Below are 15,495 nucleotides of genomic sequence, written 5' to 3' on the forward strand. Positions count from 1 at the left end.
CGTTCAGCCCTAAACCGACTGTAACCGGATAATCAGCGCCGCCGCGGCGGTCAGAACAACCACTGACACCGCAATCAGTAGCAGAGCTAAAATCACAGGTCCGCCCCGCCCGGGTACGCGGCGTGCCAGTTGGGCCGGAAATCCCGTACCATGGGTGATTTGGCTTTGCACGATTGATAGGTACAGCGGCAGCGCACCGACCAGCGTGGCGTACAGATAAACGCCCGAGATGTTCTCGAAATACGCGGAGCGCACCAGCGTTGGCCCAACCACCCGCAACGCCACTGCGCGGTCACCACCAAAAGATCCGAACCAATCGGCCGATAACGCGTAAATCAGCGCATGCAGCACGATGAACAGGACAGCCCGAAGTTGCAAATCGATCAACAGATACCGGACCGGGATGGCCCCCTTGCCCCGCGCCCTTACCCCGACGGCAAAAAGAAAAAAGCTGAGATAGTTCACAGCGAACACGACAGGCAGCCCGTTCGTCACCACCTGGCGCAGAAACCGGCCCAACGCGGAACCGCCGTTCAGAAGGTGCGTCGCAAAGCCCGGCGTACGCAGAACGAAGGCCAGCAACAATGGGGCCAACGCAAGACAGCTAACAATCAGTGTGTTCCGTGCAAACCGCCAAAACGGCATGTCGATCGCAAAATATCTCTCCATTGCCTACACCTTGCCAGCCATACCCTAATCCACACTCTATCATGGCGTTCCGACCAGCATTTAACTGCACATTGCACGAAGGTCCATTCATGGATTGATGGTTGGAAATCAGTGGTGTTAGGCGTCTCAAGAATTCGAAAAATTATGTACCTGATTTTGTTGCAGTCGCTATCTCACTATTGAGGATATCCGACAAGGGGTGTCGATTACTGCCGCGAAAAGGGTCCTTTTCGCCCCACCATAATGGGACCGGTCGTTCGTTGCGAGCGCTCTAGACAATCGAGGTCGCAAACAAACCTGCCACTAAAACTGCAGTTGACGATGTCTGCTATGACCTTCCACATCCCGCAGAAAGCGCGACCTTCCCGGATATGAGTTTCGAACCTCAGCGCGCTTGGAAAAGTGTTTAAACGGTCGGGCAGTCGGACACGCCGCTCTGACTGCACCCAGTCACCATCCTGGCTAGAGCTTTTCCCAGCTTCCTCAGCCCTTTGATCTTTTCACGAACAGAAGCCAAATGCCCGATGGTCAAGCCATGCACCTCTCCGCAGTAAAATCTGTGAATCCCGGAGACAAATTGGACCACAGAAACGGTCGGATAATCCGGTCATAGCGGAGTAAAATTCCGCCACTTTACGCCCGAGGCAACGAGCGACGGGCGGGGAGATGTATTCTGTGGGACTTAACAATCGGGTGCGCCGTGCGTGCCATGTTGAGGGTATGAGCAGGCAGGAGGCTGCGCGGATCTTTGGGATTGACCGCAAGACGGTATCGAAGACTTTGCAGCACTCGGTGCCGCCGGTGTATCGGCGCAGCAAAACACCATCACGTCCGAAGTTGGATGCCTTTTCCGGGATCATCGACCAGATCCTTGAAGATGACAAAAGCAAGCTGAAGAAGCAGCGCCATATCGCCAAACGCATTAATGCCCGGCTGCGTGATGAGCATGGGTTCACTGGCGGGATTACCATTGTCACCGATTATGTCCGGGAGAAGAAACGCCGCACCAAAGAGGTCTTCGTGCCGCTGAGCCACGCACCGGGGCATGGGCGGGTGGATTTTGGCGAGACGCTTGTTGTGATCTGCGGGATCGAATGCAAGTTGCACTACTTTGTGATGGCACTGCCGCACTCTGATGCGATCTTTATCAAGGCCTATTGACCCTATGAACAAGCGAGATTGGACTGCGGGATGCATCTCTGTCACTGATCGGCAGGTCGAAGAGGTCTATGCGATGGTACGAGACGGAACGCCCGTCCACATTTATGCCTAACTGCCTATCGATCAGGCCAGAGTTTATCAGTTTCCCAAAAGCCGACTTTGTGCCGTCGTCTAGACCGCGCTGCTATCGTGCTCCTGTATCTGCTTGTGAGCTCGAACTAAGCAGATCCGAATGAATGCTTGGAGCGGCGTTTATCAACGGGATTTGACTATACGCATGACTTCAAGACTAAGTCGGAAACATTCCGCCGCGCATCACCAGCGTCCAGCCAGTTGGAGTGCTTGGGTCTTGCATACGGATAAATGATATTCCTGTCTTATTCCACTTCTTCATCTTATCGGTCAAATTGTCGAGAACATAATCGCCGTTACTTGTGCGAATGACCAAGACCGCGTGCGAGTTCCTTTTTCGGTCGAAACCGGTAGCTAGTAGTAATATTGATGGGGCGACCCCATGGCGGATTAATTCACGTTTTTTGGCCAAAGCGAAGTCTTCGCAATCACCGCCCCGACCGGTAGGTAAAGCCCACTCTTCGTCCCGTCCGTACTGTTTTCGGTCTGATATCTCACGAAAAGATCGATTTACCAATAAGTTCACTTTTGAGGCTAACTTTAGTATCTCATTTGCTTCATTGACTGTTGCGGTCCGCGATCGGTCACAGGCCCATTGGTAGCGTTGACATAGTCCAACGGCACCTTTCGGAGCCGGCACTGCTTTGACCGAGTGCAGCAAGCTTGACGCACCGGCAGGCGCAGGAGAAAATAACGACATTCCAGCAGCTACCGTTACGCAAAGCGCAACTTTTGCTGTTGTCAAAAACACCCATTGAGTAATGTTTCCAGTCATTTTGTTTTCCTTGGGTTGAGCGCTTTTTCAACGGTCGGAAATTTGCGACCGTCTAATTGGAAAACTAAGGCGCAGCGAACGTTTGCGAGACCAACACATGGCAAGAAATTGGGGCTTTTCGTGGATAGGGTGTAGGCCAATTAGAGGTAAGAAAGTGGCAACAGTAGTGAATTTTAATCTTCCGCAGCTCTCAAGTACAAAGAAACCGTGAGCAAGTTTAATTGGGAATTCGGTTGCCCCAGTGTTGGCTAGCATGCCTCACAGGCAACAGACTTCCCAGTCACTGCGGCGCGCGCCTCACTCACGGCCGATCTTTAACAGTTCTTACCGCTCAGAGATTATCCGCGTCGATTTCAGAATGGCTTTGACTTGCGCTCCGTGAAATCACTGAACACACCGAGGGTTTCCTCGCTGACATGATGTTCGATACCCTCGGCATCATGCTCGGCAACCTCCGGTGAAACGCCCAAGGCAACCAGGAAATCCACAACGATCCGATGACGTTTCCGGCACGCCTCAGCCAATTGGCGTCCCGTTTCCGTAAGACGGAGCGAGCGGTAAGGTTCATGCTCGATCAACCCTTCGCGTTTTAGCCGGGCCAGGTTCTTTGAAACAGTGGGTTGGGTCACACCAAGGCGTTCGGCAATTTCCACCGGTCGCGCTGCGCCCCTCTCGTGGATCAGTTCAGCAATAAGCTCCACATAATCCTCAACCATTTCGCTTTGATGTGCCGTGCGAACCGCTTCGAATCCACTGGCCTGACTGTCAATCTTGCGGTCGGCGTCCTGTGGAGTGCTGTCGGTCATTTGGCTCACGATTACGTCATTGGGCTGCCTTTACTTGTATGCATTGCATCGCGCGGCTTGACAACGGTCTGCCGGTCACGAATAAGTTAGACAGGGCTAATAATTGTAGAAGCGGCTATGAAGAATCTAATTGCATCCACGTTCCTCGGTTTTCTGCCTGTCATGGCAGGCGCCACAGCAATCGAAGAGGCACCGTGGGCACCGCGGGCAGCTGCATACCGATTGACATTGTTCATGGGAAACCTGAGCCCGGTTCCGTGGGACAAGATCGAACAAAGCTGGATGTCGCCGCCCCTTGGCAGTGATCTGCAGATTGATGCGATTTCGCGCGTTTCCGACGTCGAGGCACAAGCGATCAGCCGCGCACTGGAATCCGAAAGCCGCCAAGCACTGTTCGAGGCCAGCACTGCAGCCGTCGCAAGTGGAATCCTGCGGCATCTGGATGCGGCCAAGGCGGCGCTTGGCCAGCCCGAAGCCGCATTGGAGGTGTCTCAGGCTGCCGCCCTGTTTCGCGCTTTTGAGGACGGCATCAAGGCTGCCGATGCACAAGCCGCGCGTGATCTGGGGCGGGCCTGGCTGGTTCTGAACTCTTCCCTTGGTAGCGCGGGCGTATTGGGTAACGGTGCGCGGAATGTTGATGCCGATAGATTTGCCGAGGCGCACAGTGTTGTAGCTGGCTATATCCGGGCAAATTACCTTCCATCGGAGTTTGCAGAGCGAAACACGCTAACGCCAATCCCCGAAACAGTGGTTCGCAGCGGAACGCCAGTCACGCTTCCGGCCACCCTTCCGCCCGGATCAAACATCGCTGATCAGCGCCAACTGCCCCGGTTGGTGCTGCAATTCGAAGAAGCTGGCGAGGACGAAGCCAACTTGCCGCTGGTGGCTTTTGGCGACATGCTGTTCGACAGCCCTGAGATTTTTGGCGGCCCCGCGCGCGAGCTGGGGATTGCCTGTTCCACCTGCCACAACCGGTCGGATGTGAATCGCGATTTCTTCATTCCCGGCCTGTCCTCTCATGCCGGCGGCATGGATGTGGACGGATCATTCTTCAATCCGATGTTCAATGACCGAACGGACGATCATCTGGACACGCCGTCGATGCGCGGTATCCGGTTCACGGCACCTTATGGCCGGGACGGGCGCGAACCCAGCCTGCGCCGGTTCATCCGAAATGTGATCGTGACAGAATTTGCCGGAAAGGAACCGACACCCTTCCAATTGGATGCGCTGGAGGCTTACGTCAAACAGTTCGACTTTTTGCCCAACCCTAAGATTGACCGGGCAGGCAGGTTGACCGATCTGGCATCCGATGCGGCCAAACGCGGAGAGGTATTGTTCAACACCGAGTTTGCCGGTCTGGACGACAAGTCCTGCGCATCATGTCATACGCCGAACCGCCAATTCCGCGACGGGGTGACCTATGATATCGGCAGCGCCGAGCCTCCGTTCCCGGGCGGTACACCAACCGCGTTCGAAACACCGACGCTGCGCAACGTCAATTTCACCGCGCCTTACATGCACGACGGATCATTGCCAACGCTGGCCAGCGTAGTGGATTGGTTCAACGACACCAAGGAACTAGGGTTGGATGAGGCTCAACGCGCCGATCTGACCGCTTACGTCGAGGCTGTGGGCGATGGCGAAGAGCCGTATCAGGTGTTCGATGGTCGTGACAGCGTATTCCGCCTGTCGTGGGAAGAGCTAACTACCTTCGCAAGCACGTTGGACACCCTGTTGCCGATGCAGGATTCCGAAAACATCGCGCTGCTTATCGACACGGTCGCCCCCGATCTGGCGGCGGATGCCAGTGTCATGGTCAATCAGAGTTCCAAGCCGGAAATCTATGAGTTCTCCAACATTCTGCGAGCGGTCGGCGATGCCAGCGCCAGCGGTAACTGGGGCGAGGCAAACCGCCAATGGGAATTGTTCAAGGTTATGCAGGTCGAAATCGACGAGAGGATGTTCTGATGGTGTCGCGTCGCAACTTTCTGGCCGCTACCGCCACCATGATCGCCATGCCCGCGTTGGCGGCGGCCAATCAGGGTCTGAAACTGGCTTTCATCCCACAGGAGAACCCTGAGAAGCTGCTGGGGGATATCAAGGTCATCACCAAATGGTTGACGGATCAGATGGGCGTCCCGGTCACCGGGTTTGTCACTTTCGACCATGCCGCTGCCGTCGAGGCCCTGCGCAATGGCGATGCCGACATCTCTTTCATGGGGGCGCTGCCATTTGTCCTGGCCGAGGATCAGATCGGCGCCGTGCCGCTACTGTCTGAGGTCTATCGCGGACAGCCCAGCTATTCTGGCCGCGTCTTCGTGCGTCGCGACAGCGGGATCGAAACCTTGGCCGACCTTGAGGGGCGCGACATTGCCTTTTCCGATCCGGTGTCGGAATCCGGCTACATTTATCCGCTCGATCTGTTCGTGCGTGCCGGGCTGTTTACCGGCACGGGTGATGCGGACAGCTTTTTCGGTCAGAAATTTTTTGCAGGCGGTTATCAGCAGGCGATGCAGGCCATGGCCAATGGGCTGGTCGATGCGGCAGGAGCCACTCAATACGCTGATCTCTACTTGACCCCGGATCAGCAGGCCGAGGTCAAAGTGCTGGCTGAATCCGAACAGATCCCCAGCCATGCGGTCATCGCCCGCCCTGACCTTGACGCAGGATTGCAGGCGAAATTCGTGGACACCATGCTGCGTCTCAACGAGGCTGAGAACCGGTATCTGTTGGCCTATCTCTTTGGCCCGGATGGTTATGTTCTTGCCGACCCGACCGTGTATGACGGCGTGCGCGAGACCGCGCGGCGCTATGGGTTTCTGAAATGACCGCCGTCATCGCACTCGACGCGGTGTCGCACTGCTTCGGCGGTGCAGCGGCGTTGACCAACCTGTCGCTTTCCGTGCAACCGGGTGAAAGCGTTGCGTTGCTCGGGCCATCTGGTGCGGGGAAGTCCACGATGCTGGCGCTGCTGGATGGTCGGCTGCGCGGTTGGCAGGGCCAGGCCAGTGTGCTGGGCAATCAGCTGTCAGCAACAAGGTCTCCGGCGCGTGAGATCCGTGCCGACATTGGTTTCATATTCCAGGAATTCGCGCTGGTCGACAGGCTGAGCGTCTATCAGAACGTAATGAACGGGCGGTTGGGCCGGATGAAAAGCTGGCCTGCGCTTTGGGGCCGCTTTAGCGAGCAGGACCATATATGCGTCACCCGGGCGCTTCAGGATACTGGCCTGTCCGATCTGGCGCATCGACGTGCAGATCGGTTGTCGGGAGGTCAAAGGCAGCGCGTGGCGATTGCCCGCTGTCTGGCGCAAGACCCCGAACTGATCCTGGCGGATGAACCGGTCAGCAATCTGGACCCCGCCCATGCCGAGCGCATCCTGGGCCTGATCACCGGCGCAGCGCGCAGTCGCGGGATCGGCGTCATGTTCAGCTCGCACCAGCCTGATTTATCGCGCCGGTTTGCTGACCGCATTCTGGGCCTTCGTGACGGTGAGATCCTGTTCGACAAACGGTCTGGTCAGGTGACAAGCGAAGATATCGACGGGCTGTATCACGGTATCAGCGCCGCAGCAGGGTTGCGTGTGGTCAGCTGATGGGCCGATCTGTCATTTGGGGTGCTTTGGCGGTTGCTATCCTTTGGTCTCTGACCAGTGCCGATATGGGGCTTGAAAAGCTACCCGGTGCAGGATCGCGCCTGGCTGAGTTTCTGGGGCGCATGATCCCACCCGACCTCTCGATCTGGCCCGAGGTGCTGAGAGGTCTGGCAGAAACACTGCGGATCGCCATCCTGGGCACTCTCTTTGCCGTGATCCTGTCCACCGGGCTGGCCGTTCTGGCCGCCGAAACGCTGGTGCCTCCGGCCATCTGGCGTCCGGTGCGTGGCTTGCTTGCAGTGATCCGTTCGATACCGCTTATCCTTGTTGCGATGCTGATGGTTGGTGCGGTGGGGCTTGGGCCCTTGCCCGGCATACTGGCCATCACCTTTCACGCCACAGGCATGTTGGCCAAGTTCTATTCCGAGGCCATCGACAATGTCGCCGCCGCGCCAGTGGCCGCGCTGGAAAGCGCGGGTGCCAGCCGAACGCAGCAACTACGTTGGGCGATCTGGCCGCAAATGGCACCGGTGATCATGCGTGACACCGTGTTCCGGTTCGAGCTGAACCTGCGTGAAAGCCTGATCCTCGGCATCGTCGGTGCGGGTGGCATCGGCCTCTATGTCCAGACTTACGTGCGTTCGTTTCAATATGACAAAGCCGCAACCGTCACGTTGGCCATCGTTGGACTGGTGCTACTATCCGAGGCCCTGAACACCGCCTTGCAAAAGCGGTTTAGCTAGCGTTCCCGACTTAAGCGACGGTTCGGTTTTCTCTGATGTCCAGTTAACTTGCACAAATCCAACCTGACGGCACCAGTCAAAAGGCAGTTCAAACACACTGAAAATAGGCGAAAAACACGGAGAACGGTAACCCGGAAACAAGATTTGCAGCATGATTCCGCTACCATTAAGCCGATCTAAAGTACAAGCCTGATTATTTTAGAGACTGGTGCTACTGATACTCAGAGAACTAGGGACCTTTTTCCAAACGAACGGAGTATACGATGGTCAATTGTATCGCGAAGCGGGCTTTTTGTTATGCCGGTCAGTTCGTATTAAGTCTTGTGACCATTGCTGGAATTGCGATTGCCGTTCCGTCGTCGACTTTTGCAAATACCCTTCTACACGAAATCAAAGCGGTCCCCGCCCCGACAGGGGCCAGGGAACTTTGCCAAAGCTATCCGTGGGCCTGCGACCGATCCACCACTACCAGTGTCTTGGACACCGCCACCCAACTCAGGTTAGCGGCTGAAGTTAATCGCGAGATAAATCGGAAAGTACGCGTGGTTTCAGATCAAAACCAATACGGTCGCAAAGAAGTCTGGACGTTACCAACGGCTCGCGGCGGTGATTGCGAGGATTTCGCACTTCTGAAGAAAAAGGAACTAATTCGCATTGGTCTTGCCCCATCCAGACTGTCAATCGCAACCGCACTAGATAGGCGGCGGAACTCGCACGCCGTTTTGATCATCCGAACAAAGAGTGGGGACTATGTGCTCGACAATCTGACAAATCAGATGAAACCATGGCAAGACACCGGATATTCGTTTCTTCGTATGCAAGATCCCAACACGCCGTCTGGTTGGACAAGGGTCATGAGGGGCGGTGTCTTTCCACCTTAGACCCTCTCACAGAAACATTTTTGCCTATTGCTGCTACGTCAACAATTTCGGAGTTGGCGCGACGGTCAAAAACCGTTGACCCACACCGCGACTGGAATCTGTTGGTCTCCGCATTCCGGAGGCAAGTGGGTATTGCTGTGACCCTGGCGATCATGTGGCATCGTGTCTTTCTCCGTGCGAATGTGTTGCCGCAATTCGGGCTATCAATTTCCCGGACCGGAGGGCCCGAACGCGCGCATTCATCCAATGTCGGATCACAAAACGGTATAGCCAGCCTTGCACACGACCGAATTCCTGCGCGTGATCGGAATAAAAGGCATCGGGCGTATCAAAGACGCCGAAATCCTGCACGATGCCGGCTTTTTGAATGTAAGTGTCGTCACCTTTCCAATCGACCAGGGGCGCACTCAGGCATTCGGTACCCGCCCCATAGCCACACAAGCTTTCGGTCCTGGCAAAGGTCTGCTGCAGTACGCGCAGAAATATCTCGTCCAGAATGAACCCTTCGAGGTTCAACCATGACTCGTCGGCCTCAACTTCGATCCAGGAATGCACGATTTCTTGTGGAACCAGTGGGTAGACAAGCTCAGGCACGATACCACGCTGCAGTTGCTTGTGGATTGTAAAACCGTGCAAGCGGCATCGGATACCCACCCCGCGCAAAAGCGCCATCAATAGCGTACCCTTGGTGTTGCATTGCCCATACCCATCGGCCAGTACATCCGAGGCGGGGATGTCATCGGCGTGGTTGTAGCCGAAAGCGATCTCATTTCGCACGAAGTCATAAATCGCGCCGATGCGATCTGTTTGCGGTAGGTCGCGCCAGCGACGATTGGCGATGAGCGCGGCAATGGGCCCAACTTCAAAATCCAGTAGCGGCGTGGCCGTAAGAAGCGGATCGTTGGCAGCCATAATATCTCTCCACGAATCGTTTGAGAGATGTTTAATTGCTCCAGTCACTGTAGGTTCAAGAAGTCTTTCTTACGGTCTCGAGTTCGTCTTTCGACGTCAGGCGTCGATTTCTTCGTGGTTGGTCAGGCATTCGGAATGATCGCGTAATACTTCGAGAACACGGCATTCAGATGTGTTGCCGCCGCTGCATTCGTGCACCATGCGTTGAAGTTCGGTACGCAGTGCTTCGAGGCGGGCCATTCTTTGCTCGACCTGTTTGAGTTGCCGACGCGCGATGGAGTCTGCCTCTGCGCAAGAGCAATCCGGATTGTCACTCAGATCAAGGAGTTCACGGATCGCCTCCAGCGGAAATCCCAACTGGCGCGCATGTCGAATAAAGGACAGGCGGTCGACTTCGGCATCGCCATAGCGCCGCTGCCCCCCTTCTGTTCGGCCAGGCTCCGGCATCAACCCGATCTGCTCGTAGTAGCGAACCGTCTGGACCTTTGTTCCAGTTTTTTTTCCAAGGGTACCGATTGTAAGCACATGTGTCTCCATTCAAAGATACAGTGACTGTAGTTTTGAATGCGGCGACCGACAAGTGAAACGGCATAAATTCGCCGAACCCGTGACACCCCGCCGCAGATACCAAAACTGCCTTGAACCTCTAGCAGCTAGAGCATGTACATGCGCATCCAGATATAAGAATCAAAGCAGGCAATTCGCGTTGAAACTGACAAAGTTCCAAAAATTCCTATGGGCTGTAGCAGGAGTCGCCACGGCCTCGTTTGTCTATCTGATGCTTTGGTCAGATTACAGCGCCAGCCAAAACCAAACCAGCGCCGCAGCTTTTAGCGCCAGGTTCGACTTGACCGATCATTCGGGCGTCACACGATCCGAAAACGACTATGCCGGGCGTTGGATGCTGGTGTTTTTTGGCTTCACAAACTGCCCGGATGTCTGCCCGACGACCCTGTCCGAGGTCGCGGCCGTCATGGACGGTCTGGGAAACAAAGCGGAAGAGGTCCAACCTATCTTCATCTCCATCGACCCCGAGCGGGATACGCCTTCGGTCCTGGCCGAATATGTGCCGCTCTTTGATGCAGGCATTGTTGGCCTGACCGGCACGCCTGAGCAAATCGAGCAAACCTTCGAGTCTTTTCCGATCTTTTACGAACGGGTCGAGGAGGCCTCGGCACCCGATGGGTACACAATGGGGCACACGTCGCATCTGTTCCTGTTCGACACACAGGCAGATTTTGCCGAGTCCTGGTCTTACGGCACGCCCGCCGAAGACATTCTGGCGGATCTAAAACAGAGAATCTGACGACAATGACCCGATTGACCAAAGAAACCGCTCTCGGACTGGCCTGGATGCTGGCGCTGTTGTCATCGCTTGCCGTTTTGTTCATCGGCGAGGTGCTGGGACAAACGCCTTGCCTGCTCTGCTGGTTCCAGCGCGCCTTCATGTTCCCATTGGCCATCATTCTTGGGCTCGGCCTGTGGTGGCAAGACTGGCGCGTCGGTCGATACGGGGTCGCGCTGGCGATTGGCGGCGCGGGCGTGGCCTTGTGGCACATGGGCCTTTACGTCGGTCTGATCCCTGAAAAAATACAGCCCTGCACCGCAACGGGACCCTCCTGTACGGATGCGAACCAATTGGTCTTTGGCATCCCAATCCCGCTGATGGCGCTCGTTGCGTTTGCACTTATCGGCGTGCTGTCCGCCCTTTCACTCAAGGAGATACAAGAATGAACAGACGTGGTTTGATCCTGTCCGTTCTCGCGCTCGGAGCTGTCGGTTTCGGCGGCGGTGCGTGGTACGTGAACCGTTCAAAATCAGCAGGCGTTGCCGATCCGGTTGCGCCTGGCATCGCTGAAACGCTCATCCGACCCTATTCTCCGGTCCTTGGCCCGGAAGACGCACCCGTCACCATTGTCGAGTTTTTCGATCCGGCCTGCGAAGCTTGTCGCGCATTTCATCCGATCGTGAAAGACATCATGGCACAACACGGCGACGCCGTGCGCGTCGTTATTCGTTACACCCCGTTCCATGGCGAAGCGTCAGAAGAAGCGATCCGCGTACTGGAAACCGCGCGGATGCAGGACGTTTTCGAGCCGGTGATGGAAGCCGTACTGAGAGAACAACCCAGATGGGCCGCGCATGGCGCACCCGAACCGGGTTTGATCCTGCAGATTGCAGCATCGGCGGGTCTTGATGTCGAGGCGGCAAAGACGCAGATGCGCGCGCCTCAGACAACGGGGCTACTTAATCAGGAACGTGCGGACGTTGCGGCTGTTGGCATACAGCAAACTCCCACTTTCTTCGTCAATGGCAAGCCACTCGATCCATTTGGTGAGGCCGAGTTGAGGCGTCTGGTCGCGGCAGAAGTAGCAGCGGCGCAAAGTTAATCACGCATGTGAGCAAAATCATGAAATTCCAACCAAAGAAGACCGCACTGGCAAGTGCCTTTGCCGCTTTTGCCCTGAGCATCGGTCTTTCAGCGCCCGTTCTGGCAGGGGCCGACGAAATTGTTGTTGAAGACGCCTGGTCTCGCGCATCGATCGGAACCAACCGCCCGGGTGCGGCCTATATGACGATCCGCAACACCGGCGACGAGGCAGTCACGGTGACCGGCATCCGCACAGACCTAGCAGAGATGCCGGAAATTCATCAGACTTCGACCAATGAACAAGGGGTCAGCTCTATGGCGCCAGCCGGGAATATCGAGATCGCCCCAGGTGCCTCGGTGGCACTGGAGCCCGGCGGATTGCACGCCATGCTGATGCGGCTCCAACGGCCGATGACCAAAGGCGAGAGCTTTGCATTGACACTGATCTTTGCCGATGGCGAAGAGATGTCGGTCGAAGTGCCGATTTATGGAATAGCGGCGCGAGGGCCAGAAAACTGATGCAGCGCAGACGTCTGTTGCAGATGGGTGCGGCTGGTATTGGCGTGCTGGGTCTTACGCTTGTTGCGGGTTGGTGGCAGGTAGACGGCCCCGGTGCACCCGACCCTGATCCGCTGCGGCCGCTTTCCTTGTCGGCCATGGATTTCCGTATGACCGACCACGAAGGCAACACGGTAAACACGCGAACGCTTACCGGTCGCGCAAGCATGGTGTTTTTCGGCTTTACCTATTGCCCTGACGTCTGCCCGACCACGCTGTCTGATATCTCGGACTGGCTTGACGGGATGGGGGATGATGCCGAGCAGCTGAACGTCGTGTTCATCACCGTCGATCCCGCACGCGACACCATCGACGCCATGGCCGATTACGTCAGCTATTTCCACCCTGCCATTCGCGGATGGGTCGGTCTACCTGAACAAATCGCCAAAGCCGCCGAAGACTTCCGAGCGACATACGAGAAGGTCCCGACAAATGATGGTGATTACACGATGAACCACACCGCCAGCGTTTTCCTTTTCGGCACTGACGGCCAGTTCGCCAGCACCATCGACTACCACGAGAAAAGGGATTTCGCGGTCCCCAAAATTCGCCGCGCAATGAAAAGAGGAACGGAAGAAACGTCATGAAAGCAAAACATTTGGCAGCTGCTGCCGTTGGTGTTTCGTTGGCAGTCGCTGCGGTCTTTGCTCTTACTCCAAAAGAACCTGCGACGCGGGCTCCTGTAGCAGCAAGTTTTCAGCCCCCGGAATACCCCGAGCTACCGCAAATTGACGCGACGCCTACGATGGACGTGGCGGCCGGCCGTCTCGAGTCCTGGCCAGATATGAAACCACCTGTTGTCCCCGCAGTCGCATCAGCTGATGACCCCTTGCCGGCCATTGATCCACCTTTGAAAACCTGGTCACGCGAGATTGAGTCCGGTGAAACCCTTGATGCAGTTCTTGCCGAGGCCGGACTTGATGCGACTGACCGCGCCGAGATCGCACTGGCGCTGGGAGCAGAATTTGACTTGCGTCGTCTGCGCCCGGGTCATTCGATCGCGCTTACCCAAACGCCCGATGGCCGCCCGCTGCGCATAACACTTGCGGTTGATGACGGTGTCCGCGTCGAGGCAGTCTTTGGCCAATCTCTGGCCACACGGGTTGTGACCCCTGAGCCTGACACCGTAACGATTGCCGGAAAGACGATCATCGAAAGTTCGATTGCAGCAGCACTGGATGATGCAAACCTGCCTGCGCGATTTGCGGTGGATCTGGCACAGATGCTGAGCGGTACGGTCGATTTCAGGCGCGAGCTCAGCGGCGGCGAAACGCTTCGCCTGCTCTGGCGCGAAAACCGTTTGGATGACCAGAGGATCGGCCAGCCGGACCTTGCCTTTGCGGCGCTGGAGATGGGTGAGACGCTCTACGAAGTGGTCTGGCCGGATGACAGCAGCGGACGCGCCACAATCTATGTTGATGGCGAGTTGCTTCGTGTGTTTGCACAACCTGTCGAAGGTGCACGTCTGAGCTCGGTGTTTGGCCGGCGCAAACATCCGATCTACGGCAACGTGCGGATGCATACCGGCGTCGATTTCGCCGCCGCGCGCGGCACCCCTGTGCACGCAACAGCGCCTGGACGGGTGTCCTATGTCGGGTGGCGCGGGGGATATGGCCGCGTGGTGGAAATCGCGCACGGGTCGGACACGGTCACACGCTACACTCATCTCAGCTCGGTCACCGATGACCTGTCAAAAGGTCAACGCATAAAGGCTGGCGAAGTGATCGGACGCGTGGGATCGTCTGGAACTGCGACCGGGCCCAACATGCATTATGAGGTGCTGGTCGACGGACGACCAACCGATCCGCTTGCAGATGACCGCCTCGCTGAAATCACAGGTGACAAATCTGCGGACACTGCCGCTCTGGAACGGCTGACCGTCGCACGAGCCCAGCTTGAGGAGCATCTTTCGGAACGGGTTACGGACAGGCTCTGATCCATTCGACGTCCCGCTCGGCAACACACCTCAAGTAACTTACCTTGCTATGTGTTGATGACGGCCCCGATCTTAATTCAGAACACGAAAACCGAGGAAACGAGGATTAGATATGATTGCAATTGCGGGCGCCTTGGGTGGTGCAATTTGGGGCGGCTTACTGGCCAAACGGAGAAACGGAAACCGTGTTGACATACTTCAATACGCAACAGGATACGGAATCGCATTTGGCCTGCTTGCTTTTATCGCTTCGGTTGCCATTTTGCGTCTGGTTTCCTAATGCAACTCTTGCTGATGCGGCGGGAAGGAACGTCCCTTCACGAAAACGCTTCGAAGTGTAATGGCCTTTGCGATTCACATCGTTGCCAGTATCTGGTGAAGCCCTATTTTGTTGAAGTCTTTTGAGAGTTCACGCCTCTGTCAGGCAAGAATGTAGATGGGCGTTCCGTCGGGCACCATTGCGTAGACCTCTTCGATCTGGCGGTCTGTGACAGAGATGCACCCGGCGGTCCAGTCTCGCTTACCCATCGGATCAACGCCTCGTCGCGGGCCACCATGAATGAAGATGTCACCTCCTGGCGACTTACCCTGCGCCTCAGCGAAAGCGCGGTCTGCTTCATTCGGGTATGAGATACCAATGGACAAATGGAAAAGGCTGTCCGGATTTCGCCGGTCGATGACATAAGCGCCTTCAGGTGTTCGCCCGTCGCCTTCGAACTGCTTGTGTCCATTTGGCGCGAAGCCAAGGTCGACCGGATAGGTGCGCAACACTCCTTCTGCTCCATCCAGAACCAGCAATCGCTCCGACTTGTACAGGCGAAGCCGTGTGACTTCTGGCCCTGTGTAGGAGCGGAACTTGTTCGCGCATCCCGACAGGAAAGCGGTCACGCCGCCCAAAAGGAAAAATCGTCTTGGAAATTTGCCAACCATCACTGCTCTATGCCTCTTTTTAG

18 protein-coding genes and 1 pseudogene are annotated in these 15,495 nt (G+C 56.4%); 13 read left to right on the plus strand and 6 right to left on the minus strand.

The genetic code is table 11. The features are described from left to right. Window positions 1-9: 9 nt before the first annotated feature. On the minus strand, window positions 10-669 hold the full coding sequence (locus AC2FEB_RS14955) for a hypothetical protein (protein WP_496852755.1): 660 nt from the start codon (window positions 667-669) through the stop codon (window positions 10-12). Between the two features lie 720 nt (window positions 670-1,389). On the opposite strand from AC2FEB_RS14955, the gene AC2FEB_RS14960 reads away from it, so the two are divergent. Both AC2FEB_RS14960 and AC2FEB_RS14965 read left to right on the plus strand, forming a co-directional pair. Further along, window positions 1,390-1,830, plus strand: a complete 441-nt coding sequence (locus tag AC2FEB_RS14960) for a hypothetical protein (RefSeq protein ID WP_496852779.1) — start codon at window positions 1,390-1,392, stop codon at window positions 1,828-1,830. Next, window positions 1,826-1,942, plus strand: a pseudogene (locus AC2FEB_RS14965) (L,D-transpeptidase family protein); the annotation flags it as partial. The gene AC2FEB_RS14960 and the pseudogene AC2FEB_RS14965, both read left to right, overlap by 5 nt. A gap of 177 nt (window positions 1,943-2,119) precedes the next feature. Here AC2FEB_RS14965 and AC2FEB_RS14970 read toward each other — a convergent pair. After that, on the minus strand, window positions 2,120-2,737 hold the full coding sequence (locus AC2FEB_RS14970) for a transglutaminase-like cysteine peptidase (protein WP_496852756.1): 618 nt from the start codon (window positions 2,735-2,737) through the stop codon (window positions 2,120-2,122). 353 nt (window positions 2,738-3,090) lie between these two features. Next, a complete protein-coding gene (gene mntR / locus AC2FEB_RS14975) occupies window positions 3,091-3,543 on the minus strand; it encodes a manganese-binding transcriptional regulator MntR (protein ID WP_496852780.1) in 453 nt (150 codons plus the stop codon). Window positions 3,544-3,660: 117 nt separating this feature from the next. Between mntR and AC2FEB_RS14980 the strand changes: the two genes are divergently transcribed. The 5 genes from AC2FEB_RS14980 (at window position 3,661) to AC2FEB_RS15000 (ending at window position 8,765) form a co-directional block, all read left to right on the plus strand. Beyond that, window positions 3,661-5,514, plus strand: coding sequence for a cytochrome c peroxidase (locus tag AC2FEB_RS14980; protein WP_496852757.1), 1,854 nt, complete (start codon window positions 3,661-3,663; stop codon window positions 5,512-5,514). Beyond that, window positions 5,514-6,374 carry a phosphate/phosphite/phosphonate ABC transporter substrate-binding protein gene (locus tag AC2FEB_RS14985; RefSeq protein ID WP_496852758.1) on the plus strand — a complete coding sequence of 287 codons (861 nt, stop codon included), beginning with the start codon at window positions 5,514-5,516 and terminating at the stop codon, window positions 6,372-6,374. The genes AC2FEB_RS14980 and AC2FEB_RS14985 overlap by 1 nt, the downstream gene beginning before the upstream one ends. Continuing rightward, window positions 6,371-7,141, plus strand: a complete 771-nt coding sequence (locus tag AC2FEB_RS14990) for a phosphonate ABC transporter ATP-binding protein (protein ID WP_496852759.1) — start codon at window positions 6,371-6,373, stop codon at window positions 7,139-7,141. Before AC2FEB_RS14985 ends, AC2FEB_RS14990 begins: the two co-directional genes overlap by 4 nt. Further along, window positions 7,141-7,884 (plus strand): phosphonate ABC transporter, permease protein PhnE, encoded by a 744-nt coding sequence (phnE, locus tag AC2FEB_RS14995; RefSeq protein ID WP_496852760.1) that lies wholly within the window; start codon window positions 7,141-7,143, stop codon window positions 7,882-7,884. The genes AC2FEB_RS14990 and phnE overlap by 1 nt, the downstream gene beginning before the upstream one ends. 263 nt (window positions 7,885-8,147) lie before the next feature. Next, window positions 8,148-8,765 (plus strand): transglutaminase-like cysteine peptidase, encoded by a 618-nt coding sequence (locus tag AC2FEB_RS15000; protein WP_496852761.1) that lies wholly within the window; start codon window positions 8,148-8,150, stop codon window positions 8,763-8,765. A gap of 150 nt (window positions 8,766-8,915) precedes the next feature. Here AC2FEB_RS15000 and AC2FEB_RS15005 read toward each other — a convergent pair whose 3' ends face one another. Both AC2FEB_RS15005 and AC2FEB_RS15010 read right to left on the minus strand, forming a co-directional pair. Next, entirely contained in the window at window positions 8,916-9,677 is a 762-nt protein-coding gene (locus AC2FEB_RS15005) for a transglutaminase-like domain-containing protein (RefSeq protein WP_496852762.1), read from the minus strand. Between the two features lie 96 nt (window positions 9,678-9,773). Next, window positions 9,774-10,202 carry a MerR family transcriptional regulator gene (locus AC2FEB_RS15010; protein ID WP_496852763.1) on the minus strand — a complete coding sequence of 143 codons (429 nt, stop codon included), beginning with the start codon at window positions 10,200-10,202 and terminating at the stop codon, window positions 9,774-9,776. A 181-nt stretch (window positions 10,203-10,383) separates the two neighbouring features. Between AC2FEB_RS15010 and AC2FEB_RS15015 the strand changes: the two genes are divergently transcribed. From AC2FEB_RS15015 to AC2FEB_RS15040, 6 genes are read left to right on the plus strand one after another with little or no spacing between them, the layout of a single operon-like run. After that, entirely contained in the window at window positions 10,384-10,983 is a 600-nt protein-coding gene (locus tag AC2FEB_RS15015; protein ID WP_496852764.1) for an SCO family protein, read from the plus strand. A gap of 5 nt (window positions 10,984-10,988) precedes the next feature. Further along, a complete protein-coding gene (locus tag AC2FEB_RS15020; RefSeq protein ID WP_496852765.1) occupies window positions 10,989-11,411 on the plus strand; it encodes a disulfide bond formation protein B in 423 nt (140 codons plus the stop codon). Continuing rightward, the gene (locus AC2FEB_RS15025) at window positions 11,408-12,067 is read left to right on the plus strand and encodes a DsbA family protein (protein ID WP_496852766.1); all 660 of its coding nucleotides are present in this window, start codon (window positions 11,408-11,410) and stop codon (window positions 12,065-12,067) included. Before AC2FEB_RS15020 ends, AC2FEB_RS15025 begins: the two co-directional genes overlap by 4 nt. 20 nt (window positions 12,068-12,087) lie before the next feature. Further along, window positions 12,088-12,567 (plus strand): copper chaperone PCu(A)C, encoded by a 480-nt coding sequence (locus AC2FEB_RS15030; protein WP_496852767.1) that lies wholly within the window; start codon window positions 12,088-12,090, stop codon window positions 12,565-12,567. Continuing rightward, window positions 12,567-13,193, plus strand: a complete 627-nt coding sequence (locus AC2FEB_RS15035; protein WP_496852768.1) for an SCO family protein — start codon at window positions 12,567-12,569, stop codon at window positions 13,191-13,193. The genes AC2FEB_RS15030 and AC2FEB_RS15035 overlap by 1 nt, the downstream gene beginning before the upstream one ends. Next, on the plus strand, window positions 13,190-14,542 hold the full coding sequence (locus AC2FEB_RS15040) for a peptidoglycan DD-metalloendopeptidase family protein (protein WP_496852769.1): 1,353 nt from the start codon (window positions 13,190-13,192) through the stop codon (window positions 14,540-14,542). The genes AC2FEB_RS15035 and AC2FEB_RS15040 overlap by 4 nt, the downstream gene beginning before the upstream one ends. A 420-nt stretch (window positions 14,543-14,962) precedes the next feature. On the opposite strand, the gene AC2FEB_RS15045 is transcribed toward AC2FEB_RS15040, so the two are convergent. Continuing rightward, a complete protein-coding gene (locus AC2FEB_RS15045; protein ID WP_496727244.1) occupies window positions 14,963-15,472 on the minus strand; it encodes a L,D-transpeptidase family protein in 510 nt (169 codons plus the stop codon). Window positions 15,473-15,495 lie beyond the last annotated feature (23 nt).

It is taken from the genome of Ruegeria sp. YTSC106, from assembly GCF_059609765.1.

Bases quoted from the DNA above. Each gene is read 5' to 3' on its own strand.
- phnE (WP_496852760.1), top strand. From the start codon at position 7,141: ATGGGCCGATCTGTCATTTGGGGTGCTTTGGCGGTTGCTATCCTTTGG.
- AC2FEB_RS14960 (WP_496852779.1), top strand. From the start codon at position 1,390: ATGAGCAGGCAGGAGGCTGCGCGGATCTTTGGGATTGACCGCAAGACG.
- AC2FEB_RS14955 (WP_496852755.1), bottom strand. From the start codon at position 669: ATGGAGAGATATTTTGCGATCGACATGCCGTTTTGGCGGTTTGCACGG.
- AC2FEB_RS15040 (WP_496852769.1), top strand. From the start codon at position 13,190: ATGAAAGCAAAACATTTGGCAGCTGCTGCCGTTGGTGTTTCGTTGGCA.
- AC2FEB_RS14970 (WP_496852756.1), bottom strand. From the start codon at position 2,737: ATGACTGGAAACATTACTCAATGGGTGTTTTTGACAACAGCAAAAGTT.
- AC2FEB_RS15000 (WP_496852761.1), top strand. From the start codon at position 8,148: ATGGTCAATTGTATCGCGAAGCGGGCTTTTTGTTATGCCGGTCAGTTC.
- AC2FEB_RS15035 (WP_496852768.1), top strand. From the start codon at position 12,567: ATGCAGCGCAGACGTCTGTTGCAGATGGGTGCGGCTGGTATTGGCGTG.
- AC2FEB_RS14985 (WP_496852758.1), top strand. From the start codon at position 5,514: ATGGTGTCGCGTCGCAACTTTCTGGCCGCTACCGCCACCATGATCGCC.
- AC2FEB_RS15005 (WP_496852762.1), bottom strand. From the start codon at position 9,677: ATGGCTGCCAACGATCCGCTTCTTACGGCCACGCCGCTACTGGATTTT.
- AC2FEB_RS14990 (WP_496852759.1), top strand. From the start codon at position 6,371: ATGACCGCCGTCATCGCACTCGACGCGGTGTCGCACTGCTTCGGCGGT.
- AC2FEB_RS15030 (WP_496852767.1), top strand. From the start codon at position 12,088: ATGAAATTCCAACCAAAGAAGACCGCACTGGCAAGTGCCTTTGCCGCT.
- AC2FEB_RS15045 (WP_496727244.1), bottom strand. From the start codon at position 15,472: ATGGTTGGCAAATTTCCAAGACGATTTTTCCTTTTGGGCGGCGTGACC.
- AC2FEB_RS15025 (WP_496852766.1), top strand. From the start codon at position 11,408: ATGAACAGACGTGGTTTGATCCTGTCCGTTCTCGCGCTCGGAGCTGTC.
- AC2FEB_RS14980 (WP_496852757.1), top strand. From the start codon at position 3,661: ATGAAGAATCTAATTGCATCCACGTTCCTCGGTTTTCTGCCTGTCATG.
- AC2FEB_RS15020 (WP_496852765.1), top strand. From the start codon at position 10,989: ATGACCCGATTGACCAAAGAAACCGCTCTCGGACTGGCCTGGATGCTG.
- mntR (WP_496852780.1), bottom strand. From the start codon at position 3,543: ATGACCGACAGCACTCCACAGGACGCCGACCGCAAGATTGACAGTCAG.